13 protein-coding genes are annotated in these 16193 nt (G+C 69.7%); 7 read left to right on the forward strand and 6 right to left on the reverse strand.

The annotated features are described in order from the left end of the window. Nucleotides 1-462: 462 nt before the first annotated feature. From NAM01S_RS26310 to kstR, 5 genes are all read right to left on the reverse strand, one after another. A complete protein-coding gene (locus tag NAM01S_RS26310) occupies nt 463-1332 on the reverse strand; it encodes a metal ABC transporter permease (protein ID WP_067790118.1) in 870 nt (289 codons plus the stop codon). Next, nucleotides 1329-2222, reverse strand: a complete 894-nt coding sequence (locus tag NAM01S_RS26315; RefSeq protein WP_067790151.1) for a metal ABC transporter ATP-binding protein — start codon at nt 2220-2222, stop codon at nt 1329-1331. The genes NAM01S_RS26310 and NAM01S_RS26315 overlap by 4 nt, the downstream gene beginning before the upstream one ends. A gap of 26 nt (nt 2223-2248) precedes the next feature. Next, nucleotides 2249-3079 (reverse strand): metal ABC transporter solute-binding protein, Zn/Mn family, encoded by an 831-nt coding sequence (locus NAM01S_RS26320; protein WP_067790121.1) that lies wholly within the window; start codon nt 3077-3079, stop codon nt 2249-2251. 238 nt (nt 3080-3317) lie between these two features. Further along, complete coding sequence (gene otsB, locus NAM01S_RS26325; RefSeq protein WP_067790124.1) at nt 3318-5888, reverse strand: trehalose-phosphatase; 2571 nt, start codon at nt 5886-5888, stop codon at nt 3318-3320. A 392-nt stretch (nt 5889-6280) separates the two neighbouring features. After that, nucleotides 6281-6931 carry a cholesterol catabolism transcriptional regulator KstR gene (gene kstR / locus NAM01S_RS26330; RefSeq protein WP_067790127.1) on the reverse strand — a complete coding sequence of 217 codons (651 nt, stop codon included), beginning with the start codon at nt 6929-6931 and terminating at the stop codon, nt 6281-6283. 147 nt (nt 6932-7078) lie between these two features. On the opposite strand from kstR, the gene NAM01S_RS26335 reads away from it, so the two are divergent. From NAM01S_RS26335 to NAM01S_RS26360, 6 genes are read left to right on the forward strand one after another with little or no spacing between them, the layout of a single operon-like run. Then, nucleotides 7079-9247, forward strand: coding sequence for an acyl-CoA dehydrogenase family protein (locus NAM01S_RS26335; RefSeq protein WP_067790130.1), 2169 nt, complete (start codon nt 7079-7081; stop codon nt 9245-9247). A 23-nt stretch (nt 9248-9270) separates the two neighbouring features. Further along, nucleotides 9271-10335: an acyl-CoA dehydrogenase family protein gene (locus NAM01S_RS26340; protein WP_067790133.1), complete on the forward strand. Its 1065-nt coding sequence runs from the start codon at nt 9271-9273 to the stop codon at nt 10333-10335. Beyond that, nucleotides 10320-11558, forward strand: a complete 1239-nt coding sequence (locus tag NAM01S_RS26345; RefSeq protein WP_067790137.1) for an acyl-CoA dehydrogenase family protein — start codon at nt 10320-10322, stop codon at nt 11556-11558. The genes NAM01S_RS26340 and NAM01S_RS26345 overlap by 16 nt, the downstream gene beginning before the upstream one ends. 16 nt (nt 11559-11574) lie before the next feature. Next, nucleotides 11575-12513 (forward strand): bifunctional MaoC family dehydratase N-terminal/OB-fold nucleic acid binding domain-containing protein, encoded by a 939-nt coding sequence (locus NAM01S_RS26350; RefSeq protein WP_067790140.1) that lies wholly within the window; start codon nt 11575-11577, stop codon nt 12511-12513. Beyond that, the gene (locus NAM01S_RS26355) at nt 12510-12983 is read left to right on the forward strand and encodes a MaoC family dehydratase (protein ID WP_253799299.1); all 474 of its coding nucleotides are present in this window, start codon (nt 12510-12512) and stop codon (nt 12981-12983) included. Before NAM01S_RS26350 ends, NAM01S_RS26355 begins: the two co-directional genes overlap by 4 nt. Further along, nucleotides 12976-14154 (forward strand): lipid-transfer protein, encoded by a 1179-nt coding sequence (locus tag NAM01S_RS26360; RefSeq protein WP_067790146.1) that lies wholly within the window; start codon nt 12976-12978, stop codon nt 14152-14154. The genes NAM01S_RS26355 and NAM01S_RS26360 overlap by 8 nt, the downstream gene beginning before the upstream one ends. Nucleotides 14155-14667: 513 nt before the next feature. Here the strand turns inward: NAM01S_RS26360 and NAM01S_RS26365 are convergent. Continuing rightward, complete coding sequence (locus tag NAM01S_RS26365; RefSeq protein WP_253799301.1) at nt 14668-15429, reverse strand: alpha/beta fold hydrolase; 762 nt, start codon at nt 15427-15429, stop codon at nt 14668-14670. A 202-nt stretch (nt 15430-15631) separates the two neighbouring features. Between NAM01S_RS26365 and NAM01S_RS26370 the strand changes: the two genes are divergently transcribed. After that, nucleotides 15632-16069, forward strand: a complete 438-nt coding sequence (locus tag NAM01S_RS26370; protein WP_067790148.1) for an NUDIX hydrolase — start codon at nt 15632-15634, stop codon at nt 16067-16069. Nucleotides 16070-16193: the final 124 nt, after the last annotated feature.

Genomic DNA, 16193 nt, shown 5'->3' on the forward strand with positions numbered 1-16193 from the left:
CGCCGGATGTGCACGGGAAACGTGACCCGCCTCCGTACGGCGGTGGGGCTTGCCGACCAGTGACCGGCCGCAAGGCTTCGCATCGCGCCGGATGTGCACGGGAAACATGACCCGCCTCCGAACGGCTGTGGGCCTCACCGACCAGTGAGTCCCGCCTGCACCGCGAGAGTGCTCGCAGCCAGTGGGTGCGGCCTGTGACTGCGGGAGGCCTCCGCCCTAATGCACCCCACCTGGGGAGGTCTCGTTGCCCGAGCGGGCCCCGCCCGCAACGCCGTAACCCGCACGCACGGCCCAATGAGCCCCGCCTGCACCGCGGTCGGCCAACGGGCGTGAGGATGGGGCGTCCCGACCGCGAGACCGCCCCGGTGGTGTGCGGTCTCGGGCGTCGGCGGCCCTCCCGCAGTGTGCGCGGATCATCGCGGCGGCGCCTGGACGGCCTACGCGAGACCGACCGGCGCCGACTCAGCGGACGCGCGCGAGTTGGCGGCGGCGGTTGCCGACGATCCGGCACACCACATAGATCACGAAGGAGATCGCCGTGACGAATGTCGAGACCGGGACGCCGGGGGCCAGCGACAGCAGGATGCCGCCCACCGCGGCGAGTTCGGCGAAGACGATCGCGAGCACCGTGGCGCGGGCGGGGTTGGCGGTGAGCTGGGCCGCCGCCGCGGCCGGGGTGATCAGCAGGGCCAGCACGAGCAGCGCGCCGACGATCTGGACACCGAAGGCCGCCGTGATGCCGAGCAGCACGGCGAAGACGATCGCCAGCGCGCGCACCGGAACACCGCGCGCGACCGCGACTTCCGGGTCCGAGCTGGCGAACAGCAGCGGGCGGTAGATCACCGCGAGCACGGCGAGCACCAGCACCGTGCAGGTGATGAGCAGTGCGAGTCCGCTGTAGCCGACGCTGACCACTTGGCCGGTCAGCAGCGAGAACTTGGAACCGGCGCGTTCCGGCCCGAGCCAGAGGAAGAGCACGGAGAGGCCGAGGCCGAACGAGAGCACCACCGCGATCACGGAATCGCGTTCGCGCGCACGGGTTCCGAGCACGCCGAAGAGCACCGCGGCCACCACCGACCCGATGATCGCCCCGAGTCCGACACCGATTCCGGCGAGCAGCGCCGCGGCCGCGCCGGTCAGCGAGAGCTCACTGGTGCCGTGCACCGCGAACGACATCTGCCTGCTGATGATCAGCGGCCCGATCGCCCCGGCGAGCAGGCCGAGCAGGGCGGCGGCGAGCACCGCCTGCTGGACGAAGTCGTAGGAGAGCAGATCGGCCGTTGTGGACAGGTCGAACATCTTCGAGAACACGTCGGCGAGCTTGTCGTTCACGCGCGGACCCCGCTCGTGTCGGGCTCGGCGTGGCAGTGCTGCGCTCCCGCCGCGCCGAGCGCGTCCATGGTGTCACCGGTGCCGACCACCACCAGCCGTCCGCGCACGCGCAGCACGTCGACCTCGGTCTGGTACAGCTCGGAGAGCACCTCGGAGGTCATCACCTCGTCGGGCGCGCCGATCCGGAATTTGCCGTCCACCAGGTACAGCACCCGATCCACCAGGGGCAGAATCGGATTGATCTCGTGGGTCACGAAGAGCACCGCGGTGTCGTGGCCGCGCCTGCGCCGGTCGATGAGCTCGGCGACCAGCCGCTGGTTGGCCAGGTCCAAGCTCAGCAGCGGTTCGTCGCAGAGCAGCACCTTCGGATCGCCGACCAGCGCCTGGGCCACCCGCAGCCGCTGCTGTTCGCCGCCGGACATGGATTCCAGCGGCGCGTGCGCGAACTTCTCCGCGCCGACGGCCGCGATGGCGGCGGCCACCTTCCTGTTGCGTTCGGCCCGCCCGCGCAGCCCGAGGCCCCACCGGTGCCCGTCCACGCCGAGACCGACCAGGTCGACGCCACGCAGCTGCACGCCCGCGTCGATCGTCTTCTGTTGCGGCACATAGCCGATGTCGGGGTTGCCCGCGCGCGCTGGCGAACCGGCGACGAACGCCCGCCCGGAACCCAGCGTGAGCTGACCGAGCAGCACCTTCAACAGCGAGGTCTTGCCGGAGCCGTTGGGCCCGAGCACGGCGATGAACTCGCCGGGCGCCACGTCGAGGTCGAGGCCCTGCCAGAGGGTGCGGTCGCCGAACGAGAGCCGGGCGTCGTCGAGCCGAACGGCGGCCGCGCCGTCGGTGTCCGCGCGCCGCCGCCGCTCCTGTGCGGTGTGTTCGGTCTCGCTCATGACCATCTCGACCAACTGCTCTTCGATCAGCCCAGCGCCTTGGCGAGCGCTTCGGTGTTCTTGGTCTGCCACTGGATGTAATCCATTCCCTCGGGCAGGGTTTCGGTTACCTCGACGACGGCGACACCGTTGCTTTCGGCGAGCCCGCGCAGGTCTCGGGTGATCTTGTCCTCGGTCTGCACGTTGTAGATCAGTGCGCGAACCTGCTTGCCGGTCAGCAGATCCCTGGTCTCGGCGACGGCCGCCGGCGCGGGATCGGTCTCCTGCTCGATCGCTTCCTGGAACTCGTGCGGGGTGCGGTCTTCCGCGCCTGCGGCGCGCAGCAGGTAGTGCGCGAGCGGTTCGGTCTGCAGCACAGGAGTTTTCGGGTGCGCGGCGGCGATCGCGCCGGTGGCCGCGGTGATACCGGCCAGCTGCGTCTTGAAGGTCGCGGCGCGGGCGGTGTAGTCCGCGGCGTGTGCCGAGTCGATCTCGCCGAGGGCGGCGGCGATCTGGTCGGCGACCGCGCCGACGGTGCGCACGTCGTACCAGACGTGCTCGTTCTCGTCGGCCTTGTCGGGCCGGGACTCGAAGGCGTCGACCGTGCGCTTGTCCTTGCCGGAGATGGCCTTCTCGACGAACTCGTCGTAGCCGCCACCGTTGTAGACGATCAGGTCGGCGTCGCTGATCTTCGCCGATTCCACCGCGGAGGTCTCGTGCGAGTGCGGGTCGGCGGCCGGATCGGTGATGAGCGAGGTCACGGTCGCGTCCGGTCCCGCGACGGCGGCGGCGATGGTGCCCCACACGTTGGTGGAGGCGACCACTTCGGGCTTGTCCGAAGCGTCGGAGCCGCCGCATGCGGTCAACAGAAGGGCCATCCCCACGGCGGCGCCGGCGAACTTCAGGGCAATGCGACTACTCACGCGGGGAAACTCCTGGCGATGCGGTCAGAGCAGGGTGAGTGCTCCAACCCATAATGGAAACCGTTACCGTTTTACTTTATCAGCAACCCGCAACCCGACCACCGCCCGGCCACCGCCACATCGCTGCCGAAACCGGCCCGGACACGCGAAGGCCCGCGAACCGCTCGGTCCGCGGGCCTCGAAGGCCGACCGCTCAGACGAGAACTTCCACCGGCTGGGCGAGCAACTGCGCGCAGCGCAGCAGACCGAGGTGGCTGTAGGCCTGCGGGTGGTTGCCAAGCGACCGCTCGGCCACCGGGTCGTACTCCTCGCTGAGCAGCCCCGTCGGCCCGGCCACGTCCACCAGCTGGGCGAACAGCGCCTCGGCGTCCGAACGCTTGCCGATCAGCAGGTACGCCTCGACCAGCCAGGCCGCGCACAGGTGGAACCCGCCCTCGCCGCCGGGCAGGCCGTCGTCGTGGTGGTACCGGTAGACGGTCGAACCGCTGCGCAGCTCGGCCTCGGTCGCCACCACCGTCGCGGCGAAGCGCGGATCGGAGGGGTCGATCAGACCGCTGAGGCCGATGTGCAGGGTGGCCGCGTCCAGGTCGGTGCCGTCGTAGGCCGCGGTGAACGACTGGACCTCGTCGTTCCAGCCCTTGGTCTTGACCTCCTCGGCGATGGTCTCGCGCAGTTCGAGCCATTCCGGGTCGATCTCACGGTCGAACTTCTGCGCCAGCGTCAGCGCCCGGTCGACGGTCAGCCAGCCCATCACCTTCGAGTACACGTGGTGGCGCGGGTTGCCGCGGATCTCCCAGATGCCGTGGTCCGGCTCGGTCCAGCGCCGCTGCACCGCGGAGACCATGGCGTGCACCAGCTCCCAGTCGGCGTCCGGCAGCGCGCGGGCCGGGTCGGTGATGCCCTTGCGCTCGCGTGCGTGCGCGAGCGTCGCGATCAGGTCGACGATCGGGCCGAAGACGTCCAGCTGAACCTGCATGTTCGCCGCGTTGCCGACGCGCACCGGCCGCGACCCGGCGTAACCGGGCAGCTGGTCGATGACGGCCTCGGGCGGCAGCGTCTCGCCGTAGATCGTGTACAGCGGGTGCAGCCGCTCCGGTCCGGGCAGGGTCTCCAGCACGCGGTGCACCCAGCCGAGGAACTCGTCGGCCTCGGTGAGCGAACCGAGGTTGACCAGCGCCTGCGCGGTGAGCGCCGCGTCGCGCAGCCAGCAGTAGCGGTAGTCCCAGTTGCGCACGCCGCCGATGTCCTCGGGCAGCGAGGTGGTCGCCGCGGCGAGGATCGAGCCGGACGGCGCGTGCACCAGCCCGCGCAGCGTGAGCGCGGAGCGCTTCATGAGGTCGGGCTTGAGCGGCGGCAGTTCCAGCGCGCTCGACCACTCCGACCAGTACCGCTGCGCCTCCCTGCGGCGCTCCGGCTCGCCGGTCATGGCGGGCGCGAGATCCTGTGTGCCGCAGCGCAGTTCCAGCACGATCGGACCGATCGCCGGATCAACAACGGCGCGCGCCACATCGTGCGTTCCGTCGCTCTCGATCGTCCAGCGGACGCCGGGGGAGCGCAGCACCATCGGATCGTTGGTGCCGAGCACCCGCAGACCGGACGGCTCGGATTCGAGGGTCACCGGCACCTGGCCGAACTCCGGTCGCGGCGCGAAGGTGACGACCGCCTTGGCCACACCGGTGATCACCCTGGTCAGATCGGTGCGGTTGGGCGCCACGTCGTGCGGCAGGTAGTCGACGACCTGCAAGCTGGCCCAACGGGTTTCGACGGTCATGGTGCCGTCCACGTAGCGCTGCGAGAGCGGCAGCCCCGGCCGCTCCGGCGCGATCGTGAAGTGGCCCGCCTGCGGCCCGCCGAGCAGGTGCGCGAACACCGCGGCCGAGTCCGGCTCGGGGTGGCAGAACCAGGTGACCGTGGCGTCCGGGGTGAGCAGCGCCACCGAACGCGGGCTCGCCAGCATGGTCAGCCGCTCGATGCGCGGCGCGCTCGCGCCCGCCAGCCAGGTGCGCCGCTCCTCCAACAGGAAGGCCAGCGCGCACGCGACCTGCTCGGTGGTGTCCACCCGGTACTTGGCCAGGCTGTCGCCCTCGCCGACCTTGATGCCGACGTCCGGACCGGAGAGCACGCGGAAGGCCTTCTCGTCGGTGACGTCGTCGCCGAAGAACACCGCCGCCGTCGCGCCCTCCTGATGGCGGATGGTGTCCAGCGCGGTGCCCTTGTCGGTGGCGACGACGGCCAGCTCGATGACGGCCTTGCCCTCGGTGACCTGAACGCCGACCCAGCAGGCGGGCCCCTGGCGCACCGAGGTCAGCGCCCGTCGCCCGATCTCGGGGCTGGCGTTGCGCACGTGCAGGGCGACGCTCGCCGGCTTGATCTCGACGGTGACGCCCGGATTGCCCGCGGCGATGTGTGTCAGCGCGGTCTGTACTTCTTGCAGTAGCTGCCTGGCGTCGTTGTCGATCGCGTGCACGAAGCCGACGTCGAATTCCGAGCCGTGGCTACCGATCAGTTGCACCTCGACCGGAAGCCGGGAGAGTGCCGCGAGATCGCGCAGCGCGCGGCCGGAGATGACGGCCGCCGTAGTTCCGGTGAGACCGGCGAGTGCGCGTAGCGCGCTCACCGATTCTCGGTGCGGATACGCCTTGGCGGGGTCGGAGACGATCGGGGCCAAAGTCCCGTCGTAGTCCGACGCGACCAAGAGTCTCGGCTCGCGCGCGACCGTCGACAAAGCTCGTCGAAGTTCCTGTGGCAGATCCTGTGCGCTCACGCATCCAACCTAGTGATCGGAGGAGTTGTTTCAGGGGCGGGCAAAACAATACTGTGTTGAATTCATCGCACCGCAGCGCGCCGGTATGCGTGCGCACGATTGCAACTGGGTTATCGGGATTTGCCCAGTTAACGCACAGGTAACCAGCAAGTAACTTTCCGCGGACGCGAGCGGAGTCGGGTCGCGCGGCGATCGCGAGGATCGGCACGCCCGTACCGATTCGCTCCGGCGGGTAAGTCGGATGCGAGTCGCTTTGTCGGACATGGCGGTTCGCGGTCTGCTCCGCGTGCAGTGGCAAGCGCGGCATAACACCACGGTAGCCCGGCCGCGGGCGGTGTGCCCGTCGACCGGGCTCCCCGATCCGATTCGGTTGGCGCGGTAATCGCCTTTGGCTATTTCGCCGCTTGATCTCCGAGGAGGAGATCCACGGTCAGTTCGAGACGATCTGTGACATCCGTCGCGGAAGCCCGTCGAGTGAGCCACGCCACCAGATTGGAAAGCCACACGTCACTGATGACGCGGGCAATGGCGAGTTGCCGTTCGGTCGGTTCTCCGTCGTTCATGGCGCGGGCGAAAACGCGGTCCATCACCTTGCCGACGCGGTCCACCTCGGCGGCGGCCGAGGCGTCGGCGAACATGAACGCGCGCGTCATGGCCTCGGTGAGCAGCGGGTCGCGCTGCATCATCCTGGTGATCTGGGTGAGCAGCAGGTGCATGCGCTCGCGCGGCGTCGTCCCGGCAAGCGGCTTGCGTTTGCCCTCGATCTGCTCGAATTCCCTGGCCAGCGCCGAGACCAGCAGGTGCACTTTCGACGGGAAGTACCGGTACAGAGTGCCGACGGCCACATCAGCGCGCTCCGCGACGGCGCGCATCTGCACCGCGTCGTATCCACCCTTGGAGGCGAGCGCCAGCGTCGCGTCCAGGATGCGCTTGCGCCGCTCGCGCTGCGCGGCCGAGCTCAGATCGTCCTCGCTGAGCGTCGTCACGGTCGCTGGGCGGGCAGCGCTCGTGTCGGCGGGCTGCGATCGGGAGGGGCTGGCCATCGAAAAGGGTCCTTTCCTCGAACGTCGTACGGCGGCCTGGCGCGCGGTGCTCACCGATGCGGATTGGCCGTCTCTTGACTTCCGCCCGGCGATGATATTAGAACATGTTCTAGGTGTGGGAGTCACGCCGGAAAGGCGGGTTGGAGTGTGACCATCGCCACCACTGACGAGCATAAAGCCGTTCAGGAGTCGATGCGGGGCTGGGCTGGATCGGTCCGGCCGATTGCAACAATGCGGGCCGAGCCGGTCGGCTTCTGGCGCGCGTACTGGCCCGCGCTGGCCGAACTCGGGATCTTCCGTGTCGCGGTGGCCGAGGACGCGGGTGGCGACGGCGGGTCGGTCGCCGATCTCGCCGTCCTGCTGGAGCAGGCCGCGCACGATCTGGTGGGCGGCCCGGTGCTCAGCACCGCCCTTGCCAACCTGGTCACCGCGGGCGCTCTTGCCGAAGACCTCCCATGCGGTGTCGCGCTCGACGTCGTTGTCGGTCCGGACGTTTCGTCCGAGACGGGTGTGAGCGTACCCGCCGCGGACTCGGATGTGTTGCTCACCGGTGTCTGGGACCTCGTGCTCGGGGCCGCTTCCGGCACCGCCGTGCTACTTCCGGTGACCAGCCCCGACGGGCAGCGCTGGTGCCTGGTGCCGCCGGACGCCGCCGGTCTGCGCGTCGAGGAGCTGACCTCGGCCGACCCGAGCACCCCGCTGGCCCGTGTGCACTGCGCCGATGTCGCGGTGCCCGCCGAGCGGGTGTTCGCCTGCCCGCACCGGGTCGAAGACCTGCTCGTCGCGCTAGTGGCCGCCGAACTCGCCGGTCTCGCGGGCTGGTGCCTGGAGACCGCGGTCGAATACGCCAAGGTGCGTGAGCAATTCGGTCGCAGGATCGGTTCCTTCCAGGCGGTCAAGCACATCTGCGCCTGGATGCTGTGCCGCACCGAGCTGATCCGCTCGGTCGCGCTGGACGCCGCCGCCGCCGTCGACGAGGGCGGCGCCGAACTGCCGATCGCGGCCGCCATCGCCGCGGCCATCTCGCTGGACGCCGCGGTGGAGACGGCCAAGGACTGCATCCAGGTGCTCGGCGGCATCGGCTTCACCTGGGAACACGACGCCCACTTCTACCTGCGCAGGGCGACGGCGCTGCGCCAACTGCTCGGCGGCTCGGCGCGCTGGCGGGCCAGGGTCACCGAACTGACTCGGGCCGGAATGCGCAGGACCACCGGCGCGGACCGGGTCTTCGCCGCCGAGGGCGTCGACGTGGACGGCGCGGCAACCAACGACCTGGCCGCCGAGGTGGCCGCGATCGCCGCACTGCCGGTGGACCGGCAGCGCGACGCACTGGTCGACGCGGGCCTCGCCATGCCGCACTGGCCAGCGCCCTACGGCCGCGGCGCCGACCCGATGACCGGGTTGGTGATCTCCGAGGAGCTGCGCCGCGCGGGCGTGGCCGCACCCGACCTGGCCATCGGCGGGTGGGCGATCCCGACCCTGTTGCAGCACGGCACTCCCGAGCAGATCGACCGGTTCGCCTGGCCGACCCTGCGCGGGGAGGTGGTGTGGTGCCAGCTGTTCAGCGAGCCAGGCGCGGGTTCCGATCTCGCCGCGTTGCGCACCACCGCCAAACGGGTCGAGGGCGGCTGGGTGCTGAACGGCCAGAAGGTCTGGACTTCGTTGGGCGACAAGGCGAACTGGGGCATCTGCCTGGCGCGCACCGACGCCGAGGCGCCCAAACACCGCGGCATCTCCTACTTCCTCGTCGACATGCGAAGCAAGGGTGTGGAGATCCGGCCGCTGGTGCAGATCACCGGCGAGGCGCGGTTCAGCGAGGTGTTCCTCGACGACGTCTTCGTCCCCGACGACTGCCTGGTCGGCGCGCTGAACAACGGCTGGAAGATCGCCCGCTCCACGCTGTCCACCGAACGGGTCGCCATGGGCGGCAACGGAATCGGGCCGGTGCTCGAGGAGCTGATCGCCAAGCTGCCCGCCACCGGGCCAGGCGCGGAGCTGCGCAACGACCGGCTCGGCGGCTTCGTCGCGGAGGCCATCGCCGGGCTGCTGCTCGAACAGCGTGCCGCGGTCGCGATGCTGGCGGGCGCCGACCCTGGCGCGCAGAGCAGCGTCCGCAAGCTGGTCGGCGTGCGGCACCGGCAGGCGGTCGCGGAGTTCGCCGTCGAGGCGGCGGGACCGAACGGTGCGCTGGAGTCGGACGAGGTGACCGAATTCCTGCTCACCCGCTGTCTTTCCATCGCGGGAGGCACCGAGCAGATCCTGCTCACCGTGGCAGGTGAGCGGATTCTCGGGCTGCCGCGCGACGCGGACAGCTGACGAAACTCGACTGGGAGAACAGCGTGGACTTCACCAGGGACGAGCGCCAAGACGCCGTCGCCGAAGTAGTAGTGAGCTTGCTGGAGCGCGAATCCGCGCGGGATATGGAGCTGTGGCCGACCCTCGTCGAGTCGGGACTGCTCGCGGTCGCGCTACCGGAGCGCTTCGGCGGCGACGGTATGGGCCTGCCGGAGGTCTCGGTGCTGCTCACCGAGCTGGCCACCGACGCGGTCGCCGTGCCCGCCCTGCCGACCTTGGGTTTCGCCCTGCTCGCGCTGCTACCCGTCCTGCCGGACGAGCAGGCCGAGGCCATCTGCCCCGAGATCGCCAAGGGCGCGGTGCTCACCGCGGCGCTCAGCGAGCCCGGTGCGCCCTTCGCCGCGACGCCGAAGACGACCGCGGTCGCCGAAGGGTCCGTCGTGCGAATCAGCGGGCACAAGGTCGCGGTGCCCTACGCCGAGCAGGCGCGCTGGCTGTTGATCCCGACCGATTCCGGTATCGCGCTCGTCGAGGGCGACGCCGCGGGCCTGACCGTCACGCCGTCGCCGACCTCGGGCGGCCTGCCCGAGGGCAGCGTTTTGTTGGACAACGTGGAGATCCCCGCCGAGCAGCTGCTCCCCGGTGATCTCGCGCGGCTGCACCGGCTCGCCGTCGCGAGCATCGGCTCGGTCGCCGACGGACTGCTGAAGGGCGCGCTGGTGCTCACCGCCGAACACCTACGGGTACGGCGGCAGTTCGGCAGGCCGCTCGCCGAATTCCAGGCGGTGGCGCAGCAGATCGCCGATCTGTACGTGGTATCCCGCACCCTGCACGCCGCGGCCGTCTCGGCGAACTGGGCGCTCTCGCTGTCCGACGCCGATTCCGCGCACCTGGAGCGCGTCGACGACGACCTCGACGTACTCGCCTATACCGTGGCCTCCGAGCTGCCCGCCGCCATGCAGAAGTGCCACCACCTGCACGGAGGCCTCGGCGTCGACGTGACCCATCCGATGCACCGCTACTACTCGCAGGCCAAGGACATCGCCCGCTGGCTCGGCGGCGCGTCGTTCCGCCTGGATCGTCTAGGAGCAAGATGTTCATCGATCTGACCGCCGAGCAGCGCGCGCTGCGCGACGAACTCCGCAGGTACTTCGCCGATCTCGTCACTCCCGAGGAGGAGGCCGAGATGGCGGTGAACCGGCACGGTGACGCCTACCGCGCCGTGGTCAAGCGCATGGGCCGCGACGGCTGGCTCGGTGTCGGTTGGCCGAAGGAATACGGCGGGCAGGGTTTCGGGCCCGTCGAACAGCAGATCTTCTTCAACGAGGCGGTGCGCGCCGATGTGCCGCTGCCGCTGGTGACGCTGTTGACCGTCGGCCCGACCTTGCAGTCCTTCGGCACCGACGCGCAGAAGAAGAAATTCCTGCCCGGAATCCTCTCCGGTGACATCCATTTCGCGATCGGTTACTCCGAGCCGGAGGCGGGCACCGACCTGGCGTCGCTGCGCACCAGCGCGGTCCGCGACGCTTCCGGCGACTGGATCGTCAACGGGCAGAAGATCTTCACCACCGGCGCGCACGAGGCCGACTACGTCTGGCTGGCTTGCCGCACCGGTACCGCGGAGTCGCGCCATCGCGGCATCACGATCCTGATCGTGGACGCCAAGGACCCCGGCTACTCGTGGACGCCGATCATCACCTGCGACGGCGCCCACCACACCAACGCCACCTATTTCGACAATGTCCGGGTCCCCGCCGACATGCTGGTCGGCGAGGAGAACCGGGGCTGGCGGCTGATCACCACCCAGCTCAACCACGAGCGGGTCAGTCTCGGTCCGTCGGGCAAGATCGAACAGCTCTACGACCGTGTGCGCGACTGGGCGCGTCCGCGCGGTCTGCTCGTCGAACCCGATGTGCAGCGCTCGCTGGGCCGCATGCACGCCATGGTGCGGCTCAACGAACTGCTGAACTGGCAGGTCGCGGCAGCATCTGATGGGCGGCGCGAGCGGGGCCCTGCGTGGTCACGCTCCGCTACCGCCTCCGGGCCCGTCGCTGACGCCGCCGGAGTCGACGGCGATCAGTCGCAGGTCATCGCCGACGCCTCGGCCACCAAGATCTTCTCCACCGAATCGCTCCAGGAAGCGGGCCGCCTTGCCGAGGAGATCGTCGGCCGCCACGGCGATCCGGCCGAGCCCGCCACCGCCGAACTGCTCACCTGGCTGGACCGGCGCACCAAACAGAACCTCGTGGTGACCTTCGGCGGCGGCGTCAACGAGATCATGCGCGAGCTCGTCGCCACCGCCGGATTGAACCTGCCGCGAGTACCCCGATAGGAAGAAGGAGCCGCGCGTGCCGGACACGTCAACGCCGGAAGCGATCGTCGCCGCCGCAGAGAAGATCATCGCGGCGGGCGAGTGCGCGCCGCGCCTCGCGCGCGACCCGGTGAACCAGCCGATGATCAACAACTGGGTCGAGGCCATCGGCGACATCAACCCGATCTACGTCGACGAGGCCGCCGCCCGTGCCGCGGGCCACCCGGGCATCGTCGCGCCGCCCGCCATGGCGCAGGTGTGGACCATGTTCGGGCTCAACGGTGTTCGCCCGTCCGACGACCCGATGGGGGCAACCACCGAACTGCTCGACGAGGCGGGATTCACCTCGGTGGTCGGCACCAACTGCGAGCAGATCTACCACCGCTACCTGGTGCCGGGCGAACAGGTGAGCGTCACCAGTCGGCTGGAGAGCATCACAGGACCCAAGCGCACCGGGCTCGGCGACGGCTGGTTCGTCACCTTCCGCACGTCCTGGCGGGTTGGCGACGAGCTCGTCACCGAAATGCTGTTCCGCATCCTGAAATTCGCGCCGGGCACAGCCGCCACCCCGGCAAAACCGGCGGGGGAGCGGGTCAAGCCGCTCGTCTCGTTGGACACCGAATTCTTCTGGGAGGGCGCGAAACTCGGCGAGTTGCGGATCCAGAAGCTGCCGGACGGCACGCTGCGGCACCCGCCGATCCCCGCGCTGTGGAAGGACAAATCCGAGCCGACCGACTACGTGGTCGCCTCGGGGCGCGGCGCGGTGTTCAGCTACGTCGTGCATCACGCGCCGAAAGTGCCAGGGCGGCAACTGCCGTTCGTGGTCGCGCTTGTCGAATTGGAGGAAGGCGTGCGCATGCTCGGTGAACTGCGCGGCATCGAGCCGGCCGAGGTCGAGGTGGGCCTGCCGGTGCGGGTCGAGTTCGAGAAGCTCGACGACGAGGCCGTGCTGCCGTATTGGACGGTGAACAAATGACGACAGCATCGCGAAACGATTCCTCGAGGGGTGGTGACCGGGCGACGGGTGGGCCCGCGACTACCGAACCAACTTCCGTGCAGGTCGGCACGACGCTGCCGGAACTGGTCGTGCACGCCGACCCGACCTTCGTCATCAGCACGGCGCTCGCCACCCGCGATTTCCAGGACGTGCACCACGACAGGGACAAGGCCGTCGCGCGCGGATCGAAGGACATCTTCGTCAACATCCTCACCGACACTGGCCTGGTGCAGCGCTTCGTCACCGACTGGGCGGGACCGCGCGCCATCGTGAAGTCGATCGCGCTGCGCCTCGGGGTGCCGCTGTACGCGGGCGACACGCTGACTCTCACCGGCACGGTGAGCGCGGTCGACGGCGACGACATCCACATCGACGTCGTCGGGCGCGACAGCCTCGGCGACCACATCACGGCGAAAGTCGTCATCGCGCTGCGGGGTACCAATGACTGAGCAGAAGCTGTCGGGACGCGCCGCCATCGTCGGCATCGGCGCCACCGACTTCTCCAAGGACTCCGGCCGCAGCGAGCTGCGTTTGGCGGCCGAGGCGGTGACCGCCGCGCTCGCCGACGCGGGCCTCATGCCCGCCGACGTGGACGGCCTGACCACCTTCACCATGGACACCAACACCCAGGCCGCGGTCGCGCGCGCCACGGGGATTCCGCAGCTGAAGTTCTTCAGCCACATCGGTTACGGCGGCGGCGCGGCCTGCGCGACCGTGCAGCAGGCCGCGATGGCGGTGGCCACCGGCGTCGCCGACGTGGTGGTCGCCTACCGCGCGTTCAACGAGCGTTCGGTGTCGCGGTTCGGCCAGTTCTCCACGGCGCTGGCCACCGCGCCGACCTCCTCGGGCATCGACGCGGGCTGGTCCTATCCGCACGGACTCGGCACGCCCGCCGCACAGGTCGCCATGGTGGCGCGCCGCTACATGCACGTGTACGGCGCGACCAGCGAGGATTTCGGCCGAGTCGCCGTCGCCGATCGCAAGCACGCCGCGGTGAACCCGGACGCCTTCTTCTACGGCAAGCCGATCACCCTGGAGGACCACCAGAATTCGCGCTGGATCGCCGAACCGCTGCACCTGCTCGACTGCTGCCAGGAGTCCGACGGCGGCGTCGCCATCGTGGTGACCAGCGTCGAGCGGGCCCGCGACCTGCCGCAGACGCCCGCGGTGATCACCGGCGCCGCGCAGGGTTCCGGCGCGGACCAGTACGTGATGACCAGCTACTACCGCGACGCCATGACCGGCCTTCCGGAGATGGGCCTCGTCGGCGAACAGCTCTGGGCGCAAAGCGGTTTGGGTCCGCAGGACATGCAGGCCGCCATCCTCTACGACCACTTCACCCCGTTCGTGCTCATGCAGCTCGAGGAGCTCGGGTTCTGCGGTCGCGGCGAGGCAAAGGATTTCGTCAAGGACGGCGCGATCGAACTCGGCGGCAGGCTGCCACTCAACACGCACGGCGGCCAGCTCGGCGAGGCGTACATCCACGGCATGAACGGCATCGCCGAAGCGGTGCGCCAGATTCGCGGCACCTCGGTCAACCAGGTCGACTCGCTGCGGAACATTCTGGTGACCGCGGGGACCGGTGTGCCGACCTCAGGTTTGGTGTTGAGCGCCAACTGATTTCGCGTGCGCCCACTCGAATGCAGGCGCCGGTCGGGTCGGTGCTCGGTCGGTGCCCGCATCGGCTGGGTCGGCCATTCGGTTGGTGCCCGCACGGCAGGGTAGGCCATTCGGTCGGTGCGTTCGCCTGCGCACGATCGCCTTGCCCACATGGCGACGTGGTAGTCGGCCGAGCGCGGCAGGCCAAGTGCGGCAAACATGCCGCGCGGCTCATCGCCCGCGCCGCCGCCGACCCCCTCTGAGCGACCGCGAGACGAGGTGATCGACGCGGAGCGGGCCCGCACCGGCTGGGTCGGCCATTCGAGTCGGCGGCCACACCGGCCGGGTCGGCCATTCGTCGGTGCCCGCACCGGCTGGGTCGGCCATTCGGTCGGGCCACACCGGTCGGGTCGACCGTTCGGTAGGCGCCCGCACCGGCCGGTGCGCGGCGTTGGCGCCTGCCGAAATATCGAGCCGGGTGCCGGGCAGAATGCCGCGTCCATCAGCTTCGTTGGCTCGGTGGTCGACGCCTGTCTATTCGGTGCTGCCGACGGCCGCGCGGATGGTCGCCGCGCACAAGGCCGGGTCATCGATCATCGGGACGTGTCCGACGGCGGGAAGTTCCACATACCGCGCGTCGGGGATACGGCGCCGTGCGACAGCTCCGTTCACCGACGGCGGGAAGATGCGGTCCTTTGCCGACCAGGCAAGAGTGATGGGGCACGGCAGCGTGGGCATGGGCGCGACGCTTTCGGTGCTGCGCAGGATCTCGTAGGCGGCGGGGCAGTCGACGAGATCCTGTACCGCACCGAGCGCTCGAGCCGCGGTCAGGCGATCGCCGTGTACCGCGACATCATTGAAGAGCAGTTTGCGGACGACAGCCGAACGCAGCGGCAGCGGCGCGATCCGGTGCGCGACGTCCGCCAATCGTTTCGTCCGGCGGAGCTTGCCGGTGGGCGCGGTTTCGTCGGCGGTGCCGGTTGTCCAGAATCCCGCGGGGGAGAGTGCGCAGACCGAGCGGGCGCGGCCACGGCGGGCGAGCTCGATGCCCATCCATCCGCCAAGCGAGTTTCCGGCGATGTGCACTGTGCGCACGCCGCTTTCGTCGAGCAGTCGTTCGGTGACATCGACGAGATGCTCGATCGTCGCCGCACCTTCGACTTGCGGACCGCCGCGGTGCCCGGCGGCGGTCGGCACGATGAGATCGAACTCGTCGGCGAGCAGCGGAACGACTTCGTCCCATGCGGCGGCGGACATCGTCACGCCGTGCAACAGCAGTAGGGGATCTTTGCTCACGAACTTCTCCGACGGCATCGAGGACTCCGGACAGCGGCCGACACAGTCCTTCGGTGCGCGACCATCCGCGAAGTCTGCGGACAGACAGCGTTCCCTGTCAATCAGTCGGACCCTTGTTCGCCGCGGCGATCGAGTTCGGTGTCGAGCGCCGATCGCCGCGCGTAGTTTGGAGCGGCAATGTCGCCGCGACGGGAGGAGCCTCATGACCGACCGGCACCTTGTCGATGTCCACATCCTGCTCGTCCGCGGCGGCGAGGTGCTGCTGAGCAGGCGGCGCAGCGACGACGAATTCGACGGACGCTGGCATCTGCCCGCGGGAAAGCTGGAAGCGGGCGAGTCGGCAACGGCGGGCGCGGCCCGCGAGGCGATGGAGGAGATCGGCGTGGTCGTCGACCCCGCCGACCTCCGCCACATCCACACCGCGCACGTCGTCGGTTCGGGGCGCGAAGCCCGCCTCGGGCTCTTCTTCGAGGCCGTGAATTGGTCAGGCGAACCGGTCAACCGCGAGCCCGACAAGTGCTACGAACTGGCCTGGTTCGCCTTGACCGCATTGCCAAGCGACCTCATCGAATACCCCGCCGCAGGCATCCGCGCCTACTTCACCGGCGCCACCTACTCCCAACGCGGCTGGCCCGTCTAGCCCATGCCCGGCCATGCCCCGATCTGGCACCCCGGCTGATAACCCTCCCGCCCACATACCTTCTGCACGCCGGCGCGCGCCCAATGCGGCTGTGCACCACTGCCACACCCCCCATAGTTCGGCG

The organism is Nocardia amikacinitolerans NBRC 108937 (genome assembly GCF_001612615.1).
GTDB lineage: Bacteria > Actinomycetota > Actinomycetes > Mycobacteriales > Mycobacteriaceae > Nocardia > Nocardia amikacinitolerans.